Here is an 18,882-nt window from a genome sequence, read left to right on the forward strand (position 1 = left end):
AGGCATGATCAGGGGCGAGGCTAGTCCTCGCCATTTTTTTTGCAGGGGGGAGTGCAGCTATGGGGTTTCGTAATCGGTCTTACAAAAGGGCCGAGGTCATTACGGCGTATTGCTTTTTATTTTGCGCGATCGTGCTTGCGCTGTTGTTTATTGTCATCCCAATTGGCAGAGCGTTTACGTATGGCTTTACCGACTATTATTTGCTTAAGCCGGATGACAAGGCCTTTATCGGACTGGACAATTTCTACCGTATTGCGACGGATGAGGTGTTCCTCAAAAGCTTTTTAAATACGCTGCAATTCGTTGTGCTGGTCGTTCCGCTTCAGCTTGGCATGGCGCTGGGACTGGCTATGATTGTGAGCAAAAAGGTAATTGGCAACGCCTTTTTTAGAACGGCCTATTTTTCCCCGGCTGTTTTGTCGCTAGTTGTCATTTCGATTTTGTGGACGGTTATGCTGAATCCCACCTCTGGTCTGATTAATGAAATATTGACTGGACTGGGCTTGCCGGCACAGCCGTTTCTGACAAGCACCACTCAAGCGATGCCCACCATTGTGTTTATATCCGCATGGTCGGGCTGCGGCTATCAGATGATGATCTTTCTGGCCGGATTGACGAACATCGACAAAAGCCTGTATGAGGCTGCCGATATTGACGGCGCCGGGAGCTTCAAAAAATTTGTGCATATTACGCTGCCCGGACTAAAGCCCATTACGATGTTCCTTGTCATTACAACAACCATTCAGGCGTTTAAGCTCATTGTACAGCCAATGGTCATGACTGGCGGCGGCCCCGACTATTCCACCATGACGATGCTGCAATACATTTATGAATATGGCTATCGTCACCGCAACATTGGGTATGCCAGCGCTATTACGCTTGTATTTACTATCTTTTTGATTGCTGTTTCTATGGTGATCAAGCGGCTGTTTAAGGAGGAGAAGGCATGAAGCGTGTTAAAAAGGCGTTATTCTATTTGTTGGCCATTGCGCTTGCGCTGCAGTTTCTCATTCCGCTTGTTTGGATGATTTTGTCCTCTTTCAAAATCGACGACACCATTTATAAGGATTTGGGAACGATTTTTGCAGTTGTGCCCCATTTCCCGGATTTGACTTTAAAATCCTATCAGGAGCTGCTGGGGTATTATAATATTTTTCAAAATTTGTTTAATAGCCTGATTTATGCGTCCATTACGGTTTTGGCGGGACTCATTATCAACTCGATTGCCGGATATTCGCTCGCCAGATTTCATTTTCCCTTCAAAAATGTAGTGATGCTGTTCATCATTGCGTTAATGATTGTACCTATTGAGGCCATTATTTTGCCGTTATTTCTGGTCGTGCATGATATGGGTCTGATTAATACGATGGCTGGGTATTTATTGCCGTTTTTTGTAAATGTCATGAACATCTTTTTGTTCAGGCAAAATTTTATGTCGTATCCGGGCGAGCTTATCGAAGCCTCCAAGGTGGACGGGCTAGGGGAATTTGGCTCCTTTTGCCGAATTGTTGTTCCTTCTAGCGTTCCGATGTACGTGACAGTTGGTATCTTGACCTTCCTTGCCTCCTGGAACGATTTTTTGTGGCCGGTCATGGCCATCTCCAACTCTGGCTTAATGCCGATTCAGGTAGCGCTTAATGCCATCTTCAGCGACACCTACAATATTTTTACGAGCCACATGATGGCGGCGCTTACGATGGTGACGATTCCGATCGTTCTACTGTTTGTTGTGTTCCAGAAGTACATCATTGATGGCGTAGTTCGCAGCGGTATTAAATAGAAAAGGGTGAAACATATTGGATAAGATACTGGAGGCTTCCGATTATATTAAGAAAAATATAGGAAAGGTGGACAAGCGGCCGCATTTTCATTTTACTCCCGAAATTGGCTGGATGAACGATCCAAACGGCTTTAGCTTTTTCAAAGGAAGCTATCATCTTTTTTATCAGCACAACCCCTATGACGTGGTGTGGAACAATATTCATTGGGGGCATGCAACAACTACTGATTTTATCAGGTGGAGCTACCAGCCAACCGCACTGGCAAACGACAAGTCCTATGATGCAAACGGCTGCTTTTCCGGCAGCGCCATCGAGAAGGACGGCAAGCTGTATCTGATGTATACGGGCCATATTGACCCCAATTTGAATGGGATTAAGGCCGAGGAGCAAATCAGGCAATATCAATGTATTGCAGTGTCCGAGGACGGGATTTCTTTTGCCAAGCATGAGAATAATCCCGTCATTGCCGAACAGGAGCTGCCGGAGGGTTATCTCATCTGCGATTTCCGTGATCCGAAGGTTTGGCAGGAAGGCGATATGTATTATTGCGTGTTGGCTGTCCGCAATACCAATCGCCGGGGAGAAATTTTGATGTTCAGCTCCTCCGATCTAATAGAGTGGACATTCGCTTCCTCGATTTATCAGAGTAAACCGGAGGACAATCTGCTGCTGGAATGCCCGGATTATTTTAAGGTTGACGGCAAGGACGTATTGCTGTTTTCCACGATGCCATGCGATCCTCAATACAAGGGAGATATTTCTCATAAAACCTCCTATGCCATCGGCAAGCTGGTTTACGGGCAAGGCCGATTTTTTGTAGAAAGCGAAGGGCTGCTGGATTATGGCTCGAATTTTTATGCGCCTCAAACGACGGAGGGAGAATTTGGAGAACGTCTGCTTATCGGCTGGATGCAAAAATGGACGCAAGCGGCTCCGCCGGAGGGAATGCTCTTTAATGGCATGATGTCGCTGCCAAGAGAGCTGAGCGTACGAGGGAATCAGCTTATTCAACGGCCGGTTAAGCACATTCAATCCTATTTTGCGGCCGCCATTACGCTTGAGGAGGTTTCTCTTCTACAAGATGAGATTTTACCGCTGCCGGAAGGTGATATGGGGCATATCCATGTGGAGATTGCTGATGAAAAGGGGCAGTTTATGATAGAGCTGCGCAAAAGCGGGAATCAAGCGGTACGGGTGCTGGTGGACAGGCGGTGTGGCAAGCTGGAATTAAGCTCTGATTATGGAGATGAGCAGCCAGTTGCGCTGGAGCTGTCCAGACTAGGGACCGTGGAGCTGGATATTTATATGGACCTTTATTCCGTGGAGCTGTTTTTAAACAATGGGGAAAAGGTATGGACGACGACCTCTTATGAGAAGCAGGGGAGAGGGTTATCTATCTCTGCGGCTTCGGCATGCTCCATTGCCCAAATTGTATACGCCCCGTTTTTGCTTGAGCAGACAGAGCAATTAGCTGGACAGGCAGAATAGATCATGCGGGATCATAAAATGAATGCAGACGAAATCGGAGCGGTTAAGCATATGTACGATGTTGCAGCTTTAGGAGAGCTGTTGATAGATTTTACCCCCGAGGGCAAAATGGAGAGCGGAAATCCGCGGTTTGTGCAAAATGCCGGAGGCGCTCCGGCCAACGTGCTGGCAGCCTTATCCGCATTGGGGCGGAAAACGGCATTTATCGGAAAGGTGGGGGATGATTCCTTTGGTCATTTCCTGAGGAACTCGCTAGAGGCTGCGGGCATTCATTCCTCAGGACTTGTTTTTACGGCGGAAACGCCAACGACCTTGGCGTTTGTGCATTTGGATTCCGGCGGGGATCGCAGCTTCAGCTTTTATCGCAATCCCGGAGCGGATGCAACGCTGATGAAGGCGGAGGTGGCCGATGAGCTGCTTGAAAACAGCCGCATCTTTCATTTTGGCTCCTTGTCGCTTACGCATGAAGCTGCGGCGGAGGCTACCTTGTATGCAGCCGGACGGGCGAAGCAGGCTGGCAAGCTGATTTCCTTTGATCCCAATCTGAGGGAGAGGTTATGGGATAGTCTGACGCATGCCGGCGATATGATTCGCAAGGCGCTTGGTTTTGCCGATGTCGTCAAGCTTTCCGAGGAGGAGCTGCTTTTTCTGACGGATAAACCGGACATGGAGGCAGCGCTTGAGGATTTGTGCAGCACGTTTTCTATTTCGCTTGCCTTTGTTACGCTTGGCGCAAAGGGCTGCTATTACCGATGCGGCGAGCTGACCGGGCTGGTGCCGGGGTATCAGGTGCAGGCTGTGGATACGACGGGAGCGGGCGATGCCTTTTTGGGCGGGGTGCTGCATCAATTGCTTTTGCTGGGACTCGGGTCGGGTGTTGCCGGGTTGCAGCAGCATCAGCTCGACCAGATTGCAGCGTTTGCCAACGCAGTTGGAGCTTTGGCGACTGTTCGCAAGGGAGCAATGGCCAGCATGCCAAGCTTGGAAGAAGTGGAACAGTTGATACAGGGTAAAATAAACGTGAAAATGAAGTGAATATAAGGGGCATTTCGCTTCCGCATATTATGCGCAGGTGATATGCCCCTGTTCACTTTTTTTGGTTTTTTTGGCGGATTGATCTTCGTGTTCTATTATTATAAACTTGGTAGGGCTTGGGAATACCACAGTGGAAATGTCTCAAAACAATTAAACATAGAAAGGCGGCAAAGTAATGAAATTGGATGCTGATTTTATTTATTTGGAAGACATGTATAACGATGGCTACTTCCCTGATTTATTAGTGGATAAGGTGAAGGAGCGGATCATGGAAGTGGTACGGTTTTTGGAAAGCGGGTCTCATTCGAATGAAGCGATACAGAACGAGCTGGATAAGATGACCATCGCCATCAACGATCTGCAGGAAGAATTCGAGGAGCATGACAGCGAAATTGAAACCGTGGCACGGGATTCCATCGGGACGACCGTAGAAGCGATCCTGAATTCGTTTCAGGTGGATATCGATATCGAGACGGCCATCAGGGAAAGAGATTGGTAATCGGAGATTTCTATCAAAAAATAGAATGGTGCAGGAGGTGCGGACCACGATGGAAGATATGCGGGCACTATTAAAACCTTTTTCCTGCACAATGGCGGTCATAGAGCAGCTGACCTTTCCAGTCAGCGGCCCAGATGGGACGGGGCAATTGTTGATTTTGCCTAGTGATAATATTCTGGAGATGATGGAGGAGGCACTGGAAGAGGAAGCATCGCTGACTTTATTTGTCGAGATGAAGCTGGAGCAAGTGCATTCTCTGACCAAGCTTGATGCGTTGCGCCATATCGTAAGCGCTTATTTGGCGTATGTCGATTTACCGCCAGAGGTTAAGCGGATGGACGACAAAAGTTTTGAAGAGGTTTATGCTGCTTATGCCCGCGTATGGGAAGGGAATGAGCTGTTGGACGAAAAACAGACAAGCTCATCTTATGCTTATCCGGAAATCAATGCGGACTGGATAGAGGCTCGTATGGAGGATGGGGCGCTGCTGTTGCCGATGAAAGCAGATGAACGATACCATGCTCCCCTAATCGTACCGATGGACGGTTATAACGAGTGCCCGCAGCCCCTCTATCAAGCCGCCTTGTTCAAGCACTGGCAGGATGAATTTGAGATGATGCCGCTTGCGGTAACGCAGAATACATGGGTGGTTCGCGCGGGAAGGCTTCCCGCAACGGATAATGAAGCGCTGCAGCTGGCCAAAGAGCATTTTATGTTCTGTCAGTATGTACTAGATTCCTTTGATTCAGTTGGGCAATATGCAAGCTATTTAAAATGCAATGAGATTTGGTATTTTTGGTGGGATTGATTCAATAGGTTACTAAACGTTACGGACAGTTGGAATCATGTCTCAGGATGCTGCATCGCTTAGAACCGCTGCAAGGCATGGATGTGAATGGAGTTGGTTATGTTGCGTTTGGACAAACGGCACAACAGGTGAAGCAACTGCTGGGTGAACCATCAAATACATATGACAAGCAACTCTTTTACGACGAGCTCGAGCTTCGCATTGATTTGAATGATGAGGACCGCGTTGATTTTATTGAATGCATCTACGGTCCGTTTTGCGAGAAGACAATCCCGCTTATCTACGGGGAACGGCTATTTGAGCTGCCTGGCGAAGCGCTGGTCGCATTGTTAGCCGAAAAAAACAACGGCAAAATCGACGATACGGAAGCTGAACATGGCTATTCGTTCCTGGAAATCAGTGTTGGCATTTATCGCGAATCAACACCGGGGGATTTGCTGGAATCGATCGAGGAAGCCAAGGCCGAAGGTACGTATGAGGAAGATCGCGACTGGCTTGAGAACGATTTGCGGAAGTCGAACCATTTCTGGACGATTGGCATCGGGGAGAAAGGGTATTACGTTCTATGAGAAAGTCAAATCGAAAGATTTAATGAAATGACCGGTGGACCTGTTCCTTTCGCAACACCGTTTTATCATTTCCACCAATAAATAATACAGTTGTATCGCTATGTCCTCTGCAAACCAACTGTACTGGGTTTCATCGTCTAGCTGCTTTTTCGTTAGTTGAACCAATTTGTTACTGCAAATCCACCAAGAAAAAAATGTTCTTTTTGAGTAAGGCTGGTGGAGGCGAACCGTGGTTATGCAAAACCACAATTCGCCGTCGTATATCTCTACAATATGCTTACAACGATCCACTCACGAGCCGCCCTTGGTACCATACCGCTTGACGCGGCGCTCTTCGCGCTATCGCTTCCGCCGTGCAGCTTGCGTGCAATAGTACAAAGCTCGCGGCGTCCCCGACCTTAGGCCACACCTGCTGGCCTTTTGAATCAAGCGGCACTATCCCTCCTGTAATAAAGCTGATGGCTTGAGATAGTGATAATTCATCATTATACCCATACAATTCTGCGAACCGACCTGCTTTTTCTAATTGATCTCCATTCCCGAATGGAGACCAGTGGTCTGTAAGGCTATCGGTTGCCAATTTTACTGTTACTCCATTTTTAGTTAACATCGGGAGCGGCATCGTTGTCTTGCCAATCGGAACCGTCGAAGCAACGGACATGCCAAGCGATCCCATCCGTTCAGCAACTTCCTCCGCCTCTTGTGGCTGCGCACTTGCAAACCAGAACGCATGACTAACCGTTACTTTTCCTTGCAAACGAGCCTCTTCGGTCAGATCAGCTAAACGAATCAGAGTCTGCTTGCCCGCATCGTTACTATCATGCAAGTGAATATCGATACCGGCATTATTCAAAACCGCTAATTCTACGATGGTCTGCAGAGACTTCTCTATATTTCCATCCACTGAGAATGGATCTACTCCGCCAACATGAGTTGCCCCCTCTGCCAAAGATTGCTTTACGAGTTGAACAGAATCCGATAGCAAAAGCCCGTGCTGGGGGAAAGCGACAATTTCCGATGAAATTTTACCTGAGAAAGTATCTAGTGCCTGCTTAGTCGCCTCTAACCGTTGCAGTCCACTAGTAGGCTCGATATTACAATGGGTGCGTACATGAGTAGCTCCATATCCCTGTATAAGAGTTAAAATGCTCTCGGCTTGTTGCCTTGCCATTGGAAGCAGCTTAGGCAATAATACTTTCTCTTCCTCAATCCTCTCGAAGATGCCCGATACTGGCCTTACCGCTTTCCACGGTCCATCAAAATACGTTTTATCCAAATGAATATGAGCCTCTTCGAACGAAGGCAGCATCAATAACTTTTTACAATCATATTTAGCAACATCACTTTGAATATCCCGTTCTGCCCCTATAATCTCAGCAATAGTACCGTTCTCAATTCGTATATGACAAACTTTCGTTTTCGTACCAGAGACCAGTCCATCTTCCATATCATAACCCTGTTCTAATCCTACATTCGTTAACCAATAAGAAGCGTTCAACCGATCATCTCCTGCCTTTACCCAAATTAGATTCGCGCCATCTTTATTCCTAATCAACTTCTATGGTACCACTATTATGGCCGCATCGCATTTGAGTAAAAAACAAAATAAACAAACAAGCAACACTCCCGTTGAGCAGTACTCGCTAAAGCTTTTGTTGGTAGAGGCGAGGGGATTTGAACCCTGTCCGAAGTACACGCCATATAACATTGCATTATCGCAATTTTTTTACATTACGCCTTTCTTCGGTATAATAAGGAAAAGCCGAATTTTAATCGGCTGTCGATGAAAGGTGGAGATACGGAATGGATAAGCAGGAAACATCCCAAAAAGAGCTCGCTATGTTTGCAGGAGGCTGTTTCTGGTGCATGGTGTCTCCGTTTGAAGAAATGCCGGGCATCATCAGCATTCGCTCCGGTTATTCCGGCGGACATACCGAAAACCCGACTTATGAAGAGGTATGCTCGGAAACGACGGGCCATGCGGAAGTGGTTCAAATCGAATTTAATCCACAAATTTTCCCATACAGCAAGCTGCTGAACATCTTCTGGCAGCAAATTGACCCTACCGACAGCGGCGGGCAATTTCATGACCGGGGCGAGTCGTATCGCACCGCTATTTTCTACTACACCGAGGAGCAGCGTGTTTTGGCGGAGAAATCCAGGGAGGAGCTGGAAAAAAGCGGCCGCTTCGACAAACCTGTCGTAACCGAAATTACGGAAGCGGGTCCTTTTTATCCGGCAGAGGATTATCATCAAGGCTATCACCATACCAACCCTTACCGTTACAAAATGTACCGCAAGGGCTCCGGACGCGACGCGTTTATTGCCAAGCACTGGACGGCAGCAAAGGATACGGATGAGCTCAGAAAAAGGCTGACGCCTATCCAATATGAGGTTACGCAAAATAATGCGACGGAACGCCCCTTTACCGGCGAATATTGGGATTACGAGGAAGACGGCATTTATGTCGATATCGTTTCGGGCGAGCCGCTGTTCAGCTCCCTGGACAAATACGATGCAGGCTGCGGCTGGCCAAGCTTCACCAAGCCGCTTCAGAAATCAGCCATAATGGAGCATACGGATACCAGCCACTTTATGGTGCGGGTTGAGGTGCGCAGCAAGGAAGGGGATTCCCATCTGGGCCACGTGTTTGACGACGGCCCTCGCGATAAAGGCGGCTTGCGCTATTGCATCAACTCCGCCTCCCTGCGTTTTGTTCCGAAGGAAAAGCTGGAAGAGGAAGGCTATGGGGAGTATAAGCATTTGTTTGAATAAATGATTCCTGAATAACCATTAGGTGAAGCAACCGCCTCCATCTCTGCAGTAATGGCAGATAGACGGGGGCGGATTTTTTTGGCGGCTGCTTTTGGCGATATGGATTCGAGAGAAGGCCAAACGCGGTGACGACCAGCCCCTCCGGCAAATGGGGTACCGGACAGCCGTTGCTTCAAAACACTGGCCTGTCAGCTCTTTCAGAACCGGTCTTGTTGTTGCTTTGTTGATCAAAAACGGGAAATAACAACGTTGCGCTCAAGCCGCCTTCTGCGGCACTGCGCTCCAAAAGCAGCTGCCCGTGATGAACCTGCGCTATTTTGGAAACCATAGGCAATCCAAGTCCGTGTCCATTCGACGCGGGCTTTTTGCGTTTGGAGGAATAAGGAAGCTCCGTAACATCGGCCAGCTGCTCCTCCGGAATTCCTTTGCCGTTGTCTCGTATTCTGACGGCATATCGTGAACGATCCTCTGAGAGAAAGGTTTCCACCGCAATCCGGCAGCCATCCGGATTATGTCTTACACTGTTCTGAAGCAAGTTTCCTATAGCCCGGCTTAACAGCTTTTCATCCCCGTTTATTTGAACGGCTACTTCCTTCAGCTCCAAGTCAATCTGATACCGCTCGGCCAGCCGATTGTTCAGCAGCTCGGCAACGGCTTGTCTGGACAGAGCCGCCAGCCTGAGCGGCTTCAAATGCAGCGGCTGCATTTCGTATTCCAGCATGGATACCAGATTCAAGTCGCTTATGAGAGAACGCAGCTTTTCACCTTGCCTTCTTATAATGGCGGCTTGCTCTCTCTGCTCCTCCGGCAAGCTTGCGTTTTCCTCCAATTCACTGGAATAACCCAATACCATAGAAAGAGGGGTGCGTATATCGTGCGAAATGCCGGCAATCCAGTTGGAGCGTGCTTCGTCTCGCATTTTCAGGGCCGCCGTCCGGCTTTGAAGCATGGAGGAGGCGGAATTGATGCTGCCGGCCAAATCACCGAATAAGCCTTTTGCAGTATCCAGCTTAACCTCCTCATCACGGGCGAGGCCATGGACCCCTTCCACAAGCGGACGGATTCCCCGCATCATTCGCATTCCGATGACAATCGAAATAAGCAGAGCCACGGCCACGTTAAGCAAGAGCAGAACCGTTAGCCGAAGCGGCAAGGATCGGCCCCAATCGTACAGGAATTGAAACTGGTATTTGCCATAGCTCCATTTGGGATAACCCATAACCAGCAAGCCCTCGTCCTTTTCCCAGGTGTACACGGGATAGTCCAGCAAGTAATAGCGTGAAAGCTTGGCGATATCCGTCAGCGAATAGGAGCGGGGTATTTCGCCGGGCAGGCCGGAATCCCAGATGACGTCGCCGTTTCCGTCCAACAGCATGGCCCATGCGTCGTTTTCCCGCAGCAAATTGCTCCCTGATTCCTCCAGGACATAGCCGCTTCCGGTTTTGTCCAGCTTTGAAGCCACTTTTTTTAATACGCCTTCAGGCGATTGGCTTTGATTCATTTCCTTAAAAACTAGCGTGCCCAGCAAAATAAAATTAAATATAAGCAAACCGATGGATACGAGAAGGGTGGAAGCGACAAAGCGGCGCAGAATGGCGATGACGCTTCGCATTTACGGGTTCTCCTTCGTCACCAGCTTATAACCAAGACCTCTGACGGTGAGTAGATGGATTGGACCAGAAGGGTCCTGCTCCACCTTTTCCCGAATACGCCGGATATGAACCATCAAGGAATTTTCATAGCCGTAGCTGTCGTCTCCCCAGGCTGCCTGGCATAAGGCGTCGGTCGTTACAATTCGGTCTCTGTTTTCATATAGCTTGGTCAGGATGGCGTGCTCCTTGGCTGTAAGGGGCAGCTCGGCCTGATCCCAGCGCACGACTGCACTGTCCAGATCAATGACGGAATCGCCCAGCCGGAAGCTGGTCAACCGGTTGTTGACGGGCGATGCATACACCCGCTTGAGAATAGCTGTTAGTCTGAGCAGCAGCTCACGCGGCAGGAACGGCTTAACGATATAATCGTCGGCGCCGAGGCCAAGGCCCAGCAGTCGGTCCTCATCCTCGCCTCTGGCAGACAGAAACAGGACGGGCAGGGTTGACATCGTTCGAATGGAGGAAAGCAGGGAAAAGCCGTCTCCGTCCGGCAGCATAACATCCAATATGGCAATATCCGGCTTGCTTGCGCCTATGGCCGCCAGAGCCGACGAACAGTCGCCCGCTGTGTAGATGCGGAAAAAGCCTTCTTTTCGCAAAAATCGTTCAATCATAACCCTGATGTCGGGCTCGTCGTCTACAATCAGTATTTTTTTGTCCTTCATATTATCCAAGCTTCATCACCCGTTTTTATTATACATGAATTGTGTTGGCAGCTTCTTTTGGAAGGAGAGATTTAAGGCAGGCGTAAGGTAAGCTTCAGGATGAGGAAAGGCGCGGAGGATACAGTTGAAATGCGGGAAAAGCTTATGAACCATCGTGCAAATGGAAAGAAAGCCAAGTGGAGCGAAAGTGAAAATGAACGTTAACCAGAATTATATTGGTTTGGCCAAATTCAATAATACAGAACTGGAGCTGGTATTGACATGAGTGCTGACGCAATTATACAAACCCAACATTTGACCAAACGTTATGGAGCGGTGTCCAGGGTGAGGGAGGTTAATCTGGAGGTAAAGGAAGGAGATATTTATGGCTTTCTCGGTCCCAACGGAGCAGGGAAAACAACTACACTAAAAATGCTGCTGGGGCTTGTCAAGCCCACGGAAGGAAGGATCAGCCTGTTTGGGCAAAGCCTGGACAAACACCGCTCCGCCATTCTGAAGCGAACGGGCTCCCTGATTGAATCGCCTTCGTATTACGGCCATTTAACCGGACTCGAAAATATGAAGGTGATGCAGCGTCTAAGAGGCGTGCCGTTGAAAAACGTGGAGGAGGCGCTTCGCATTGTCCGTCTGGAAAACCACAAGCATAAAAAAGCCGATCAATATTCGCTTGGCATGAAGCAGCGGCTTGGCATTGCGATGGCGCTGCTCTCTTTTCCAAAGCTGCTTATTCTGGATGAGCCAACAAACGGGCTTGACCCTGCCGGCATTGGCGAAATCCGCGAGCTGATCAAGTCGCTGCCTGAGCAATATGGCATAACCGTCCTGTTGTCGAGCCATTTGCTGACCGAAATTGAGCAGGTTGCTACTTCGGTAGGCATTATCAGCGATGGCGCCATGCTGTATCAGGGCAGCATGGATAGTCTCAGAGCGCGGAGCCGCTCGCATGTAACGTTCAAAACCGGCGACAACGCCCAGGCGGAGTGGCTGCTGCTTACGAAAGGATACAATGTCGCGGCGGATGGCACCCGTCTGCGGCTTGATAATGTGGAGGATTCCGAGGTGGCGGCCCTCAATCGGCTGCTGGTGGAGCAGCATATACCGGTAACCCGCATCGAGAGACGCAAAAAAAGTCTGGAGGACATATTCCTGGAGCTGACCGGAAAGGAGCGCAGCTTGTGATGAACGCATTGGCATTGGAGTTTTATAAAATAAGGCGCAAAAAAATCGGCCTGATGCTGCTGATGTTTCTGACCGTGGAATGGCTATGGGTGTTTATGTCCGTCAGCCGGGCCATTGCCAAAAACCCGGATCAGGCCGTATGGGAAGCCGCCATCTTTTCGATATCCTCGATGAACGGACTTTTTATGCCCATCCTGACGGCTATTGTTATTTCGCGCATTTGCGATATGGAGCATAAGGGAGCAACGTGGAAAATGCTCCTGGCAACCAACGTCAAACGAAGCCGCCTGTACGGCGCTAAATTTGCTTGCGCCATGAGCCTGCTGCTGCTGGGCGTTTTGGCCCAATGCGCTTTTATAATTTTGCTCGGCTGGATAAAAGGGTTTGACGGAGCGATTCCCTTTGATTTGCTGCTTCGTTTCGCCGGAGGCTCCATGCTGACGGGATTAGCTGTTGCGGCGCTGCAGCAATGGCTTTCGCTGGGCTTCAAAAATCAGGCCTTTGCGTTATGTCTCGGCATGCTTGGCGGCTTTGCCGGAATGACCGCCGGATTGTTTCCGGAAGCCTTCAGACGCCTGCTGATCTGGTCCTATTATATGGATTTAGGGCCGGTTGCCTATCAGTACGGCGAGAACAACGGGACGTATCTCATTCAGCAAGTCAGCGCCGGCGCTGTGGCGGCGGCTGTTATAATGGCTATTCTGTTTTATGCCGCCGGAAATTTGACCGTAACGCGTCAGGAAGTTTGAGGAGGGGACAACATGATAAGAAGTATTTCGGCGGAATGGCTCAAGCTCCGTCATTCCCGGATCGGACTGCTGCTGGCGGTGCTGCCGGTTGTCAGTTTGCTCATTGGCTGCGCCAACTATTACGCTAACCAGGGTGTTCTGGGCAATGGCTGGTATAGTCTTTGGACGCAGGTCAGCCTGTTTTACGGCGAGTTTTTCCTGCCGATTCTAATTGCGATTTGCTGCTCCTATCTGGCGCGGCTGGAGCATGTAAACCGCAACTGGAATATGACGATGAGCTCGCCGGTATCGCCCGCAAGCGTCTTTTTCGCCAAATGGTTTGTGGCCGGGCTGCTGATTTTGCTTGCACAGATTTTGTTTGTTTTGTTGTATTGGCTTGCCGGGAATCTGTTGGCGCTGGAAGGCGGCTTTCCGCCGGAAACCGTCGGTTGGATCATGCGGGGCTGGTATGCTTCGTTAGCCATTGGCGCTTTGCAGCTGGCGCTTTCCTTAAAAATGCGCAGCTTTGCAACGCCAATCGGCATTTGCTTGTGTGCGGTATTTGCTGGTCTCGGATTTTACGTTGCAAAGCTGGGCCTGTTTTTTCCGTTTTCTCTGCTTACCATTGGCATGGGCGTATTGAGCCAGAACAAGCTGGAGGGCTTTCAGCATGTTATGTTTTGGGTCTCCAGCACAGGGTTTATCCTCCTTTTTGCCGCCATGTCCATATCGAGATTAAAGCGCAAAGATATTGTTTCCTGATGAGGTTTATTTTAAAAAGGGGGGCTTTAAGTTGAAAAAAATAATATGGATCGCAGGTTTGCTGCTTGCTTCCGCTGTTTGTCTCATTATTGTGTTCTATAACCCGGACAAGCTTGACCCGGAGAACCGGGCGGGCAAAAATGTTTATTTTACGATAATAGAAAGCTCTGGCGAGCAGCTTGCTAACGGACGATACGAATACAAACATGATGCTTTTAATGCAAAGGGCAAGAAAAAAGAGTTGACTTTTACAAGCGGTAAGGAGCTGGAAAAGGGCAATTATGTCAAGCTGTATTACACCTGGCTGCGCGGCGTTACCTATTATGAAGTAGTTTCGCCAGAGGACGTGCCTGGCAAATCGGCTCTTCAATTGAATAAGCAGCTAAACAACCAGCCATTAATACGGGAGCTTGACCGGATAGCGGCGAGTGGGGTAAACTGACTTCAATTTCAGGAGGCCAGGAGGAACTACAACGATGAGCCAATCATTACCGGATGTGCTGACTGCCATTGCCGAACGCCGCAGCATAGGCAGATTTAAAAACGAACCGGTGGAGCGTGACGTCATCATCCAGCTGCTTCAAGCAGCGGGATGGGCGCCAAGCCACCATAATACGCAGCCATGGCGCTTTGTCGTCATGACGGGCGAAGGCCGAAACAAGCTGGGAGAAGGGTATGCCGATGTTGCGTTAAGCGAGGCTTCCGGGCTTTCCGAAGAAGAAGTCCAGGAAAAACGGAAAAAGGAAATCGCGAAGGCGTTCCGGGCCCCGGTTGTTATCGCCGCTATTTGCTCGCCTGCCGACGATCCAAGAGCGGTTGCGGCAGAAGAACGGGCCGCCGCTCAAGCAGCCGTGCAAAACCTGCTGCTCGCTGCCCACGGATTAGGCCTTGGCGCGATTTGGCGCTCTGGCGCTCCTATGTTTCATGAGGCGATGAAAGCAGCCTTCGAGCTTCGCAGCGATGAAGAAATCGTTGCTTTTATCTATCTGGGCCATCCCGATATGAAGCCGCTGAAGGCGGAGCGCGCCGATATTTTGGAAAAAACGATTTGGCTGGATTAATGCATTGCGCTTGATGCGATAGCTTTGAAAAAACACTCTTTGGAGTGTTTTTTTGCGTTAAGTTGTATATTGTCCAGGTGTAAATTTACACAAATTTCATCATTTGTTCATTAAGCTTTGATATAGTAAGTGTACTTGCCCAAAATTAGTTCCATGAAATGTAAATAGAGACACACTTGACTCTCTGCGTAAAATAGAAGTACCACCAACCACCCCACGCAGAGGAGAACAAGATATGTCTCATACGTCCACTTTATCACAAGAAAAGCACTGGAACAATCGGTTGGCCGAGTGGAAACTTCCGCTATATTTCTCCAAACCTGCTCTTCACCACATCAAGCACTTCGTGGATGGGATGCTTTCCACCGGTTTTACAGGGACGTTAACGGATATTCACCGCGAAAGCCTGCAAGAGCGAGATCGCCGGACATTGAGTCATTTCTTAACTCATGGGAACTGGGATGATTCTCACTTAAAACGCTTGGTTCAACGTGTTGCTTTTCAGCAAACGGAGGCGTGCGCTCGGCGAGAAGGTAGCCCCGTATTTGTTATTCTGGATGACACCGTGTGTGAAAAAACCAAGCCTTCGTCACAGGCTACACACCCGATTCAAGGGGCTTCGTTTCAACATTCTCATCTCAGACAGCGGCATGTTTACGGGCACGCTGTCGTTCAAACATTGCTTCGCTCAGGGGATCAGGTCTTTCCTTTTGCCACCGCGCGTTACGATCCACAAGGAAAAAGTAAAATCGAACTCGCGGGTGATATGATTCAGGCTGTCCCGATGTCTTCCTGCCGAACCTATGTCCTGATGGATTCGTGGTATCCATCTGCTTCCGTACTTCAAACATGTGCAGAGCGTGGATTTCACGTCATTAGCGGCTTGAAAACGAATCGTATTTTCTATCCGCAAGGCATCCGCCAATCGCTCAAAGACTTTGCTTCCTACATCTCGAAAACGGATACCGATCTGGTGACCATCGGCTCCTCCGATTATCGGGTATATCGCTATGAAGGCAAGCTCAATGTCGTGGAAAATGCCGCTTTGCTTCTATGTTGGAAAGATGGAGAAGGCTTTGACCCCAAGCATATGAAGGCTTTTCTAAGTACGGATGTTTTCCTGAGTAATGTAGAAATATTGAGCTATTACAGCAAACGTTGGGCGATCGAAACCTACTTTCGTACCGCGAAGGTTCAGCTGGCCATGGATCGTTACCAGGTTCGCTCGGTTCAGGCCATTGACCGTTACTTGACCCTGCTTCTATTTGCTGCGCTGTGTTGTGCGTATCGTAGCCATGGAAGCTTGATTGATGGGATACATGGCTTTCACCTGCAGAAAAAGCACGACATGATTGAATATATCTTCAACCAAGCTCAGCGCGGGGCGACACTAGAGCAAATTAAAACGCGGCTCAGAGTCGCATAGGGAATCTGTCAGATTTTTTAACTTACAAATATTTGAAGCGATTATTGGCAAGTACAGATAGTAATAAGGATACGTTTGCACAGAGGTGAAGAAGGCAATGACCAGGAACAGGCTGTCCGTGATGACCAGAAACAGATTGTCAGTGATGCTGTTATGCTGCTTTGTTTCACTAGGCGTGTTGCTGCCTTCGGTTTATGAGAAGGTCTGTAAGGAGCTGGAGCAAAAAGACGAGCCTTATGAAAAGGCTCCAAATGACAGCGTACAGCCGGAAATTTGTCCAATTAGTCAAATGCTTGAAAAATAAGCAAGGCCTTCTTAAACAGTGGGCATTGACTCATCCCTGCTTTTAGCGGTCGCTTATGACCGCTAGAGTCTCAAATAGCGGCATTAAAAAAATAGGCTCTAAAGGTCACGGATGTCCGTAGCACTTAGTTGGATACGGCACAGCTTTTGACCTTGGAAATTTCACGAAAAAGGTGCCGTTGCAAAATGTCCGAGTGCAGAAAGGCCATGCATGCAAGCGCAGAACGCTGCGGGTAAAGAAACGCATAAGCGTAGAACGGCAATTGTGCAGAACGCCGCGAGAGCAGAGCGCCGCAGGCAAAGAAACGGTGTGAGTGCAAAGCGCCGCGAGCATAGGAACGCCGCGAGCGCTGAAATGCCGCTCCAAAGCGTCCGCCTCAACGCAACGTTGTTTTTCAAACAAGCTTTTTGGTGGTGAAGTTGGCGTTTAGCACAAACCAGTTTTGCGGGAACGGCACGCCGAGCACCCAATAGCTTACGCCGCGCAGCTTGTAGGCTTTTACGATATCGTATTTGGCCTGAACGCTGCGGGCGTCCTCGTACCAAACGACATGCTCGCGTCCTTCGTCGTCATAATAATGGTAAAAAGGGGATTGCGAGGTTTCATCATACTGAATGGAAGTATTGTTGCGAGCTGCACGAATGACGGCTTCCCGCGGGCTGACGGTTGGCGCCCAGCGTCCCCCCTGTACATAAGGCAGCGTCCAGTCATAGCCGTAGAGAGGCATACCCATCATGATTTTGGAGGCGGGAATGACAGTCAGCGCATAATTCAGCACCTTGACGACCTCGTTGATGGGCGCAACTGCGCGCGGCGGACCTCCCGACCAGCCCCATTCATAGGTCATAAGCACAACAAAATCCAGAATGCGTCCATGCGCTTCATAATCATGGGCCTGATACAGGGTTCCAGTCTGATCGGCGGAAATTTTGGGAGCGAGCGCTGAGGAGACAAGCCAGCCCTCCGGGTGCAGAGTGTCGACAAGCCGCTGCAAAAAAGCGTTGTACAACTCCTTGTCAGCGGGCGGAACGTATTCAAAGTCGACGTTTAGCGCCATATATCCCTTTTGCCGCATAGTGGATTGGATGGATTCAAGAAGGGCATTTTGCGCGTCCGGATCGGCCAAAACGGAATGTGCGATTTCGGGATTAAAGGTGCCGCCTTCAAAATTGGTAATGACCATCATGGGCGCGGCCCGTTTGCTGTAAGCCGCTTCAATAACAGCGGAATCATTTAGAGGCTGAAGCTGTCCACTGCGCTGCACCCGGTAGCTGAACGGACTTAAATAAGTCAAATGCTCCCCAACCTCTCTCACAAGCGCGGCTCCTTGCTCATCGAATTTTTCCGTATAGGCATTTACCTCGATTACAGGCCTTGACGGCTGGGGAATGATCAGATTTTGACCAATCGCCAATTGAGCGGGATTGGTTATTCCGTTTGCTGTCGCCAGCTCTTGAATGGACACTCCGTACAACTGCCCGATGCTCCACAATGATTCGCCTGACCGAACTACATGCGCGGAGCCGGATGGCGGGCCTGGAATAATGAGCGCTTGCCCAATAACAAGCACCGACTGATCCTGCAGGCCGTTCGCTGACATCAGATCATCCAGGGACACGCCAAAGCGCTGGGCTAGCGCCCAGAGGGAATCCCCTTTTTTTACACTGTAAATCCGCAAAGCTTACCCCTCCTTATGGAATAAATTCAAAAAAATATGATTAAAAAGCCTGCTTTGCCCTGTCAAACGGAAGGAAGGCTGCTTGGGTCCTCGACAGGGATATGCCAATCATTTATGATGAGGAAAAGCATCTGATATGCCATACCATCGCTTATTTCATATGTATTCAGCCGACAGTTAATGTAGTCTCGCGCGAGCTTCCGGAATTAATGGCTTGGCGGAGAGCGAAAAACCAGCTTTTTGCGAAGAGGTTTTTGCCAAAAGCGAACTTTAATATTTGATTTGCAGAAAACGTTCGTATTTTGTTGACAGTATAGAGCCAATTCGATAAACTGGAATAGGTTTGAGGCGGAGAGTTCCGCCCATTCATTTTTTTCTCGTATATATTCGGGAGAGGCCCGAATGTTTCTACCCGGAAACCTTAATTTCTGGACTACGAGCCTAATAAACCGACAAAAGTGTGAGTTCAAAA

At 49.2% G+C, this 18,882-nt stretch carries 19 protein-coding genes and 1 riboswitch; of the genes, 15 read left to right on the forward strand and 4 right to left on the reverse strand.

The window, feature by feature from the left end:
* The first annotated feature begins 59 nt into the window (after positions 1-59).
* The 7 genes from A7K91_RS11995 (at position 60) to A7K91_RS12025 (ending at position 6,180) form a co-directional block, all read left to right on the forward strand.
* Positions 60-950 carry a carbohydrate ABC transporter permease gene (locus A7K91_RS11995; protein ID WP_068682959.1) on the forward strand — a complete coding sequence of 297 codons (891 nt, stop codon included), beginning with the start codon at positions 60-62 and terminating at the stop codon, positions 948-950.
* Complete coding sequence (locus A7K91_RS12000) at positions 947-1,780, forward strand: carbohydrate ABC transporter permease (RefSeq protein WP_068682961.1); 834 nt, start codon at positions 947-949, stop codon at positions 1,778-1,780. Before A7K91_RS11995 ends, A7K91_RS12000 begins: the two co-directional genes overlap by 4 nt.
* Before the next feature lie 16 nt (positions 1,781-1,796).
* A complete protein-coding gene (locus A7K91_RS12005; RefSeq protein WP_068682963.1) occupies positions 1,797-3,269 on the forward strand; it encodes a glycoside hydrolase family 32 protein in 1,473 nt (490 codons plus the stop codon).
* Positions 3,270-3,272: 3 nt separating this feature from the next.
* Positions 3,273-4,304 (forward strand): carbohydrate kinase family protein, encoded by a 1,032-nt coding sequence (locus A7K91_RS12010; protein WP_245697458.1) that lies wholly within the window; start codon positions 3,273-3,275, stop codon positions 4,302-4,304.
* Positions 4,305-4,479: 175 nt separating this feature from the next.
* Entirely contained in the window at positions 4,480-4,803 is a 324-nt protein-coding gene (locus tag A7K91_RS12015) for a DUF5713 family protein (protein ID WP_068682965.1), read from the forward strand.
* A gap of 49 nt (positions 4,804-4,852) precedes the next feature.
* The gene (locus A7K91_RS12020) at positions 4,853-5,611 is read left to right on the forward strand and encodes a DUF4253 domain-containing protein (RefSeq protein ID WP_169833403.1); all 759 of its coding nucleotides are present in this window, start codon (positions 4,853-4,855) and stop codon (positions 5,609-5,611) included.
* Positions 5,612-5,658: 47 nt separating this feature from the next.
* The gene (locus A7K91_RS12025; protein WP_068682967.1) at positions 5,659-6,180 is read left to right on the forward strand and encodes a hypothetical protein; all 522 of its coding nucleotides are present in this window, start codon (positions 5,659-5,661) and stop codon (positions 6,178-6,180) included.
* Positions 6,181-6,457: 277 nt separating this feature from the next.
* On the opposite strand, the gene A7K91_RS12035 is transcribed toward A7K91_RS12025, so the two are convergent.
* Entirely contained in the window at positions 6,458-7,678 is a 1,221-nt protein-coding gene (locus A7K91_RS12035) for an amidohydrolase (protein WP_082967411.1), read from the reverse strand.
* 305 nt (positions 7,679-7,983) lie between these two features.
* Here A7K91_RS12035 and msrB point away from each other — a divergent pair, with 305 nt between their 5' ends.
* A complete protein-coding gene (gene msrB / locus A7K91_RS12040; RefSeq protein ID WP_068682971.1) occupies positions 7,984-8,955 on the forward strand; it encodes a peptide-methionine (R)-S-oxide reductase MsrB in 972 nt (323 codons plus the stop codon).
* Between the two features lie 172 nt (positions 8,956-9,127).
* Here msrB and A7K91_RS12045 read toward each other — a convergent pair whose 3' ends face one another.
* Entirely contained in the window at positions 9,128-10,567 is a 1,440-nt protein-coding gene (locus A7K91_RS12045; RefSeq protein WP_068682974.1) for a sensor histidine kinase, read from the reverse strand.
* Positions 10,568-11,281: a response regulator transcription factor gene (locus tag A7K91_RS12050; protein WP_068682976.1), complete on the reverse strand. Its 714-nt coding sequence runs from the start codon at positions 11,279-11,281 to the stop codon at positions 10,568-10,570.
* A 252-nt stretch (positions 11,282-11,533) separates the two neighbouring features.
* On the opposite strand from A7K91_RS12050, the gene A7K91_RS12055 reads away from it, so the two are divergent.
* From A7K91_RS12055 to A7K91_RS12085, 7 genes are all read left to right on the forward strand, one after another.
* Complete coding sequence (locus A7K91_RS12055) at positions 11,534-12,451, forward strand: ABC transporter ATP-binding protein (protein ID WP_068682978.1); 918 nt, start codon at positions 11,534-11,536, stop codon at positions 12,449-12,451.
* Complete coding sequence (locus A7K91_RS12060; RefSeq protein WP_068682980.1) at positions 12,448-13,200, forward strand: ABC transporter permease; 753 nt, start codon at positions 12,448-12,450, stop codon at positions 13,198-13,200. The genes A7K91_RS12055 and A7K91_RS12060 overlap by 4 nt, the downstream gene beginning before the upstream one ends.
* 12 nt (positions 13,201-13,212) lie before the next feature.
* Positions 13,213-13,941 (forward strand): ABC transporter permease, encoded by a 729-nt coding sequence (locus A7K91_RS12065; RefSeq protein WP_068682982.1) that lies wholly within the window; start codon positions 13,213-13,215, stop codon positions 13,939-13,941.
* A gap of 31 nt (positions 13,942-13,972) precedes the next feature.
* A complete protein-coding gene (locus tag A7K91_RS12070; protein ID WP_068683157.1) occupies positions 13,973-14,383 on the forward strand; it encodes a YxeA family protein in 411 nt (136 codons plus the stop codon).
* Between the two features lie 34 nt (positions 14,384-14,417).
* Complete coding sequence (locus A7K91_RS12075) at positions 14,418-15,002, forward strand: nitroreductase family protein (RefSeq protein ID WP_068682984.1); 585 nt, start codon at positions 14,418-14,420, stop codon at positions 15,000-15,002.
* Between the two features lie 235 nt (positions 15,003-15,237).
* Positions 15,238-16,428, forward strand: coding sequence for an IS701 family transposase (locus tag A7K91_RS12080; RefSeq protein WP_156739506.1), 1,191 nt, complete (start codon positions 15,238-15,240; stop codon positions 16,426-16,428).
* A 97-nt stretch (positions 16,429-16,525) separates the two neighbouring features.
* Positions 16,526-16,732 carry a hypothetical protein gene (locus A7K91_RS12085; RefSeq protein WP_068682986.1) on the forward strand — a complete coding sequence of 69 codons (207 nt, stop codon included), beginning with the start codon at positions 16,526-16,528 and terminating at the stop codon, positions 16,730-16,732.
* Between the two features lie 394 nt (positions 16,733-17,126).
* Here the strand turns inward: A7K91_RS12085 and A7K91_RS12095 are convergent, their stop codons facing one another.
* Positions 17,127-18,410, reverse strand: coding sequence for a LysM peptidoglycan-binding domain-containing protein (locus tag A7K91_RS12095; protein WP_068682990.1), 1,284 nt, complete (start codon positions 18,408-18,410; stop codon positions 17,127-17,129).
* Positions 18,411-18,767: 357 nt separating this feature from the next.
* Positions 18,768-18,866: riboswitch (purine riboswitch) on the forward strand.
* Positions 18,867-18,882: the final 16 nt, after the last annotated feature.

This window comes from Paenibacillus oryzae, from assembly GCF_001675045.1.
Classification (GTDB): domain Bacteria; phylum Bacillota; class Bacilli; order Paenibacillales; family Paenibacillaceae; genus Pristimantibacillus; species Pristimantibacillus oryzae.

Excerpts from the sequence above, each read along its gene's own strand:
- A7K91_RS12075 (WP_068682984.1), top strand. The coding sequence starts at position 14,418 with ATGAGCCAATCATTACCGGATGTGCTGACTGCCATTGCCGAACGCCGC.
- A7K91_RS12000 (WP_068682961.1), top strand. The coding sequence starts at position 947 with ATGAAGCGTGTTAAAAAGGCGTTATTCTATTTGTTGGCCATTGCGCTT.
- msrB (WP_068682971.1), top strand. The coding sequence starts at position 7,984 with ATGGATAAGCAGGAAACATCCCAAAAAGAGCTCGCTATGTTTGCAGGA.
- A7K91_RS12080 (WP_156739506.1), top strand. The coding sequence starts at position 15,238 with ATGTCTCATACGTCCACTTTATCACAAGAAAAGCACTGGAACAATCGG.
- A7K91_RS12055 (WP_068682978.1), top strand. The coding sequence starts at position 11,534 with ATGAGTGCTGACGCAATTATACAAACCCAACATTTGACCAAACGTTAT.
- A7K91_RS12015 (WP_068682965.1), top strand. The coding sequence starts at position 4,480 with ATGAAATTGGATGCTGATTTTATTTATTTGGAAGACATGTATAACGAT.
- A7K91_RS12020 (WP_169833403.1), top strand. The coding sequence starts at position 4,853 with ATGGAAGATATGCGGGCACTATTAAAACCTTTTTCCTGCACAATGGCG.
- A7K91_RS12045 (WP_068682974.1), bottom strand. The coding sequence starts at position 10,567 with ATGCGAAGCGTCATCGCCATTCTGCGCCGCTTTGTCGCTTCCACCCTT.
- A7K91_RS12085 (WP_068682986.1), top strand. The coding sequence starts at position 16,526 with ATGACCAGGAACAGGCTGTCCGTGATGACCAGAAACAGATTGTCAGTG.
- A7K91_RS12010 (WP_245697458.1), top strand. The coding sequence starts at position 3,273 with ATGCGGGATCATAAAATGAATGCAGACGAAATCGGAGCGGTTAAGCAT.
- A7K91_RS11995 (WP_068682959.1), top strand. The coding sequence starts at position 60 with ATGGGGTTTCGTAATCGGTCTTACAAAAGGGCCGAGGTCATTACGGCG.
- A7K91_RS12065 (WP_068682982.1), top strand. The coding sequence starts at position 13,213 with ATGATAAGAAGTATTTCGGCGGAATGGCTCAAGCTCCGTCATTCCCGG.
- A7K91_RS12025 (WP_068682967.1), top strand. The coding sequence starts at position 5,659 with ATGCTGCATCGCTTAGAACCGCTGCAAGGCATGGATGTGAATGGAGTT.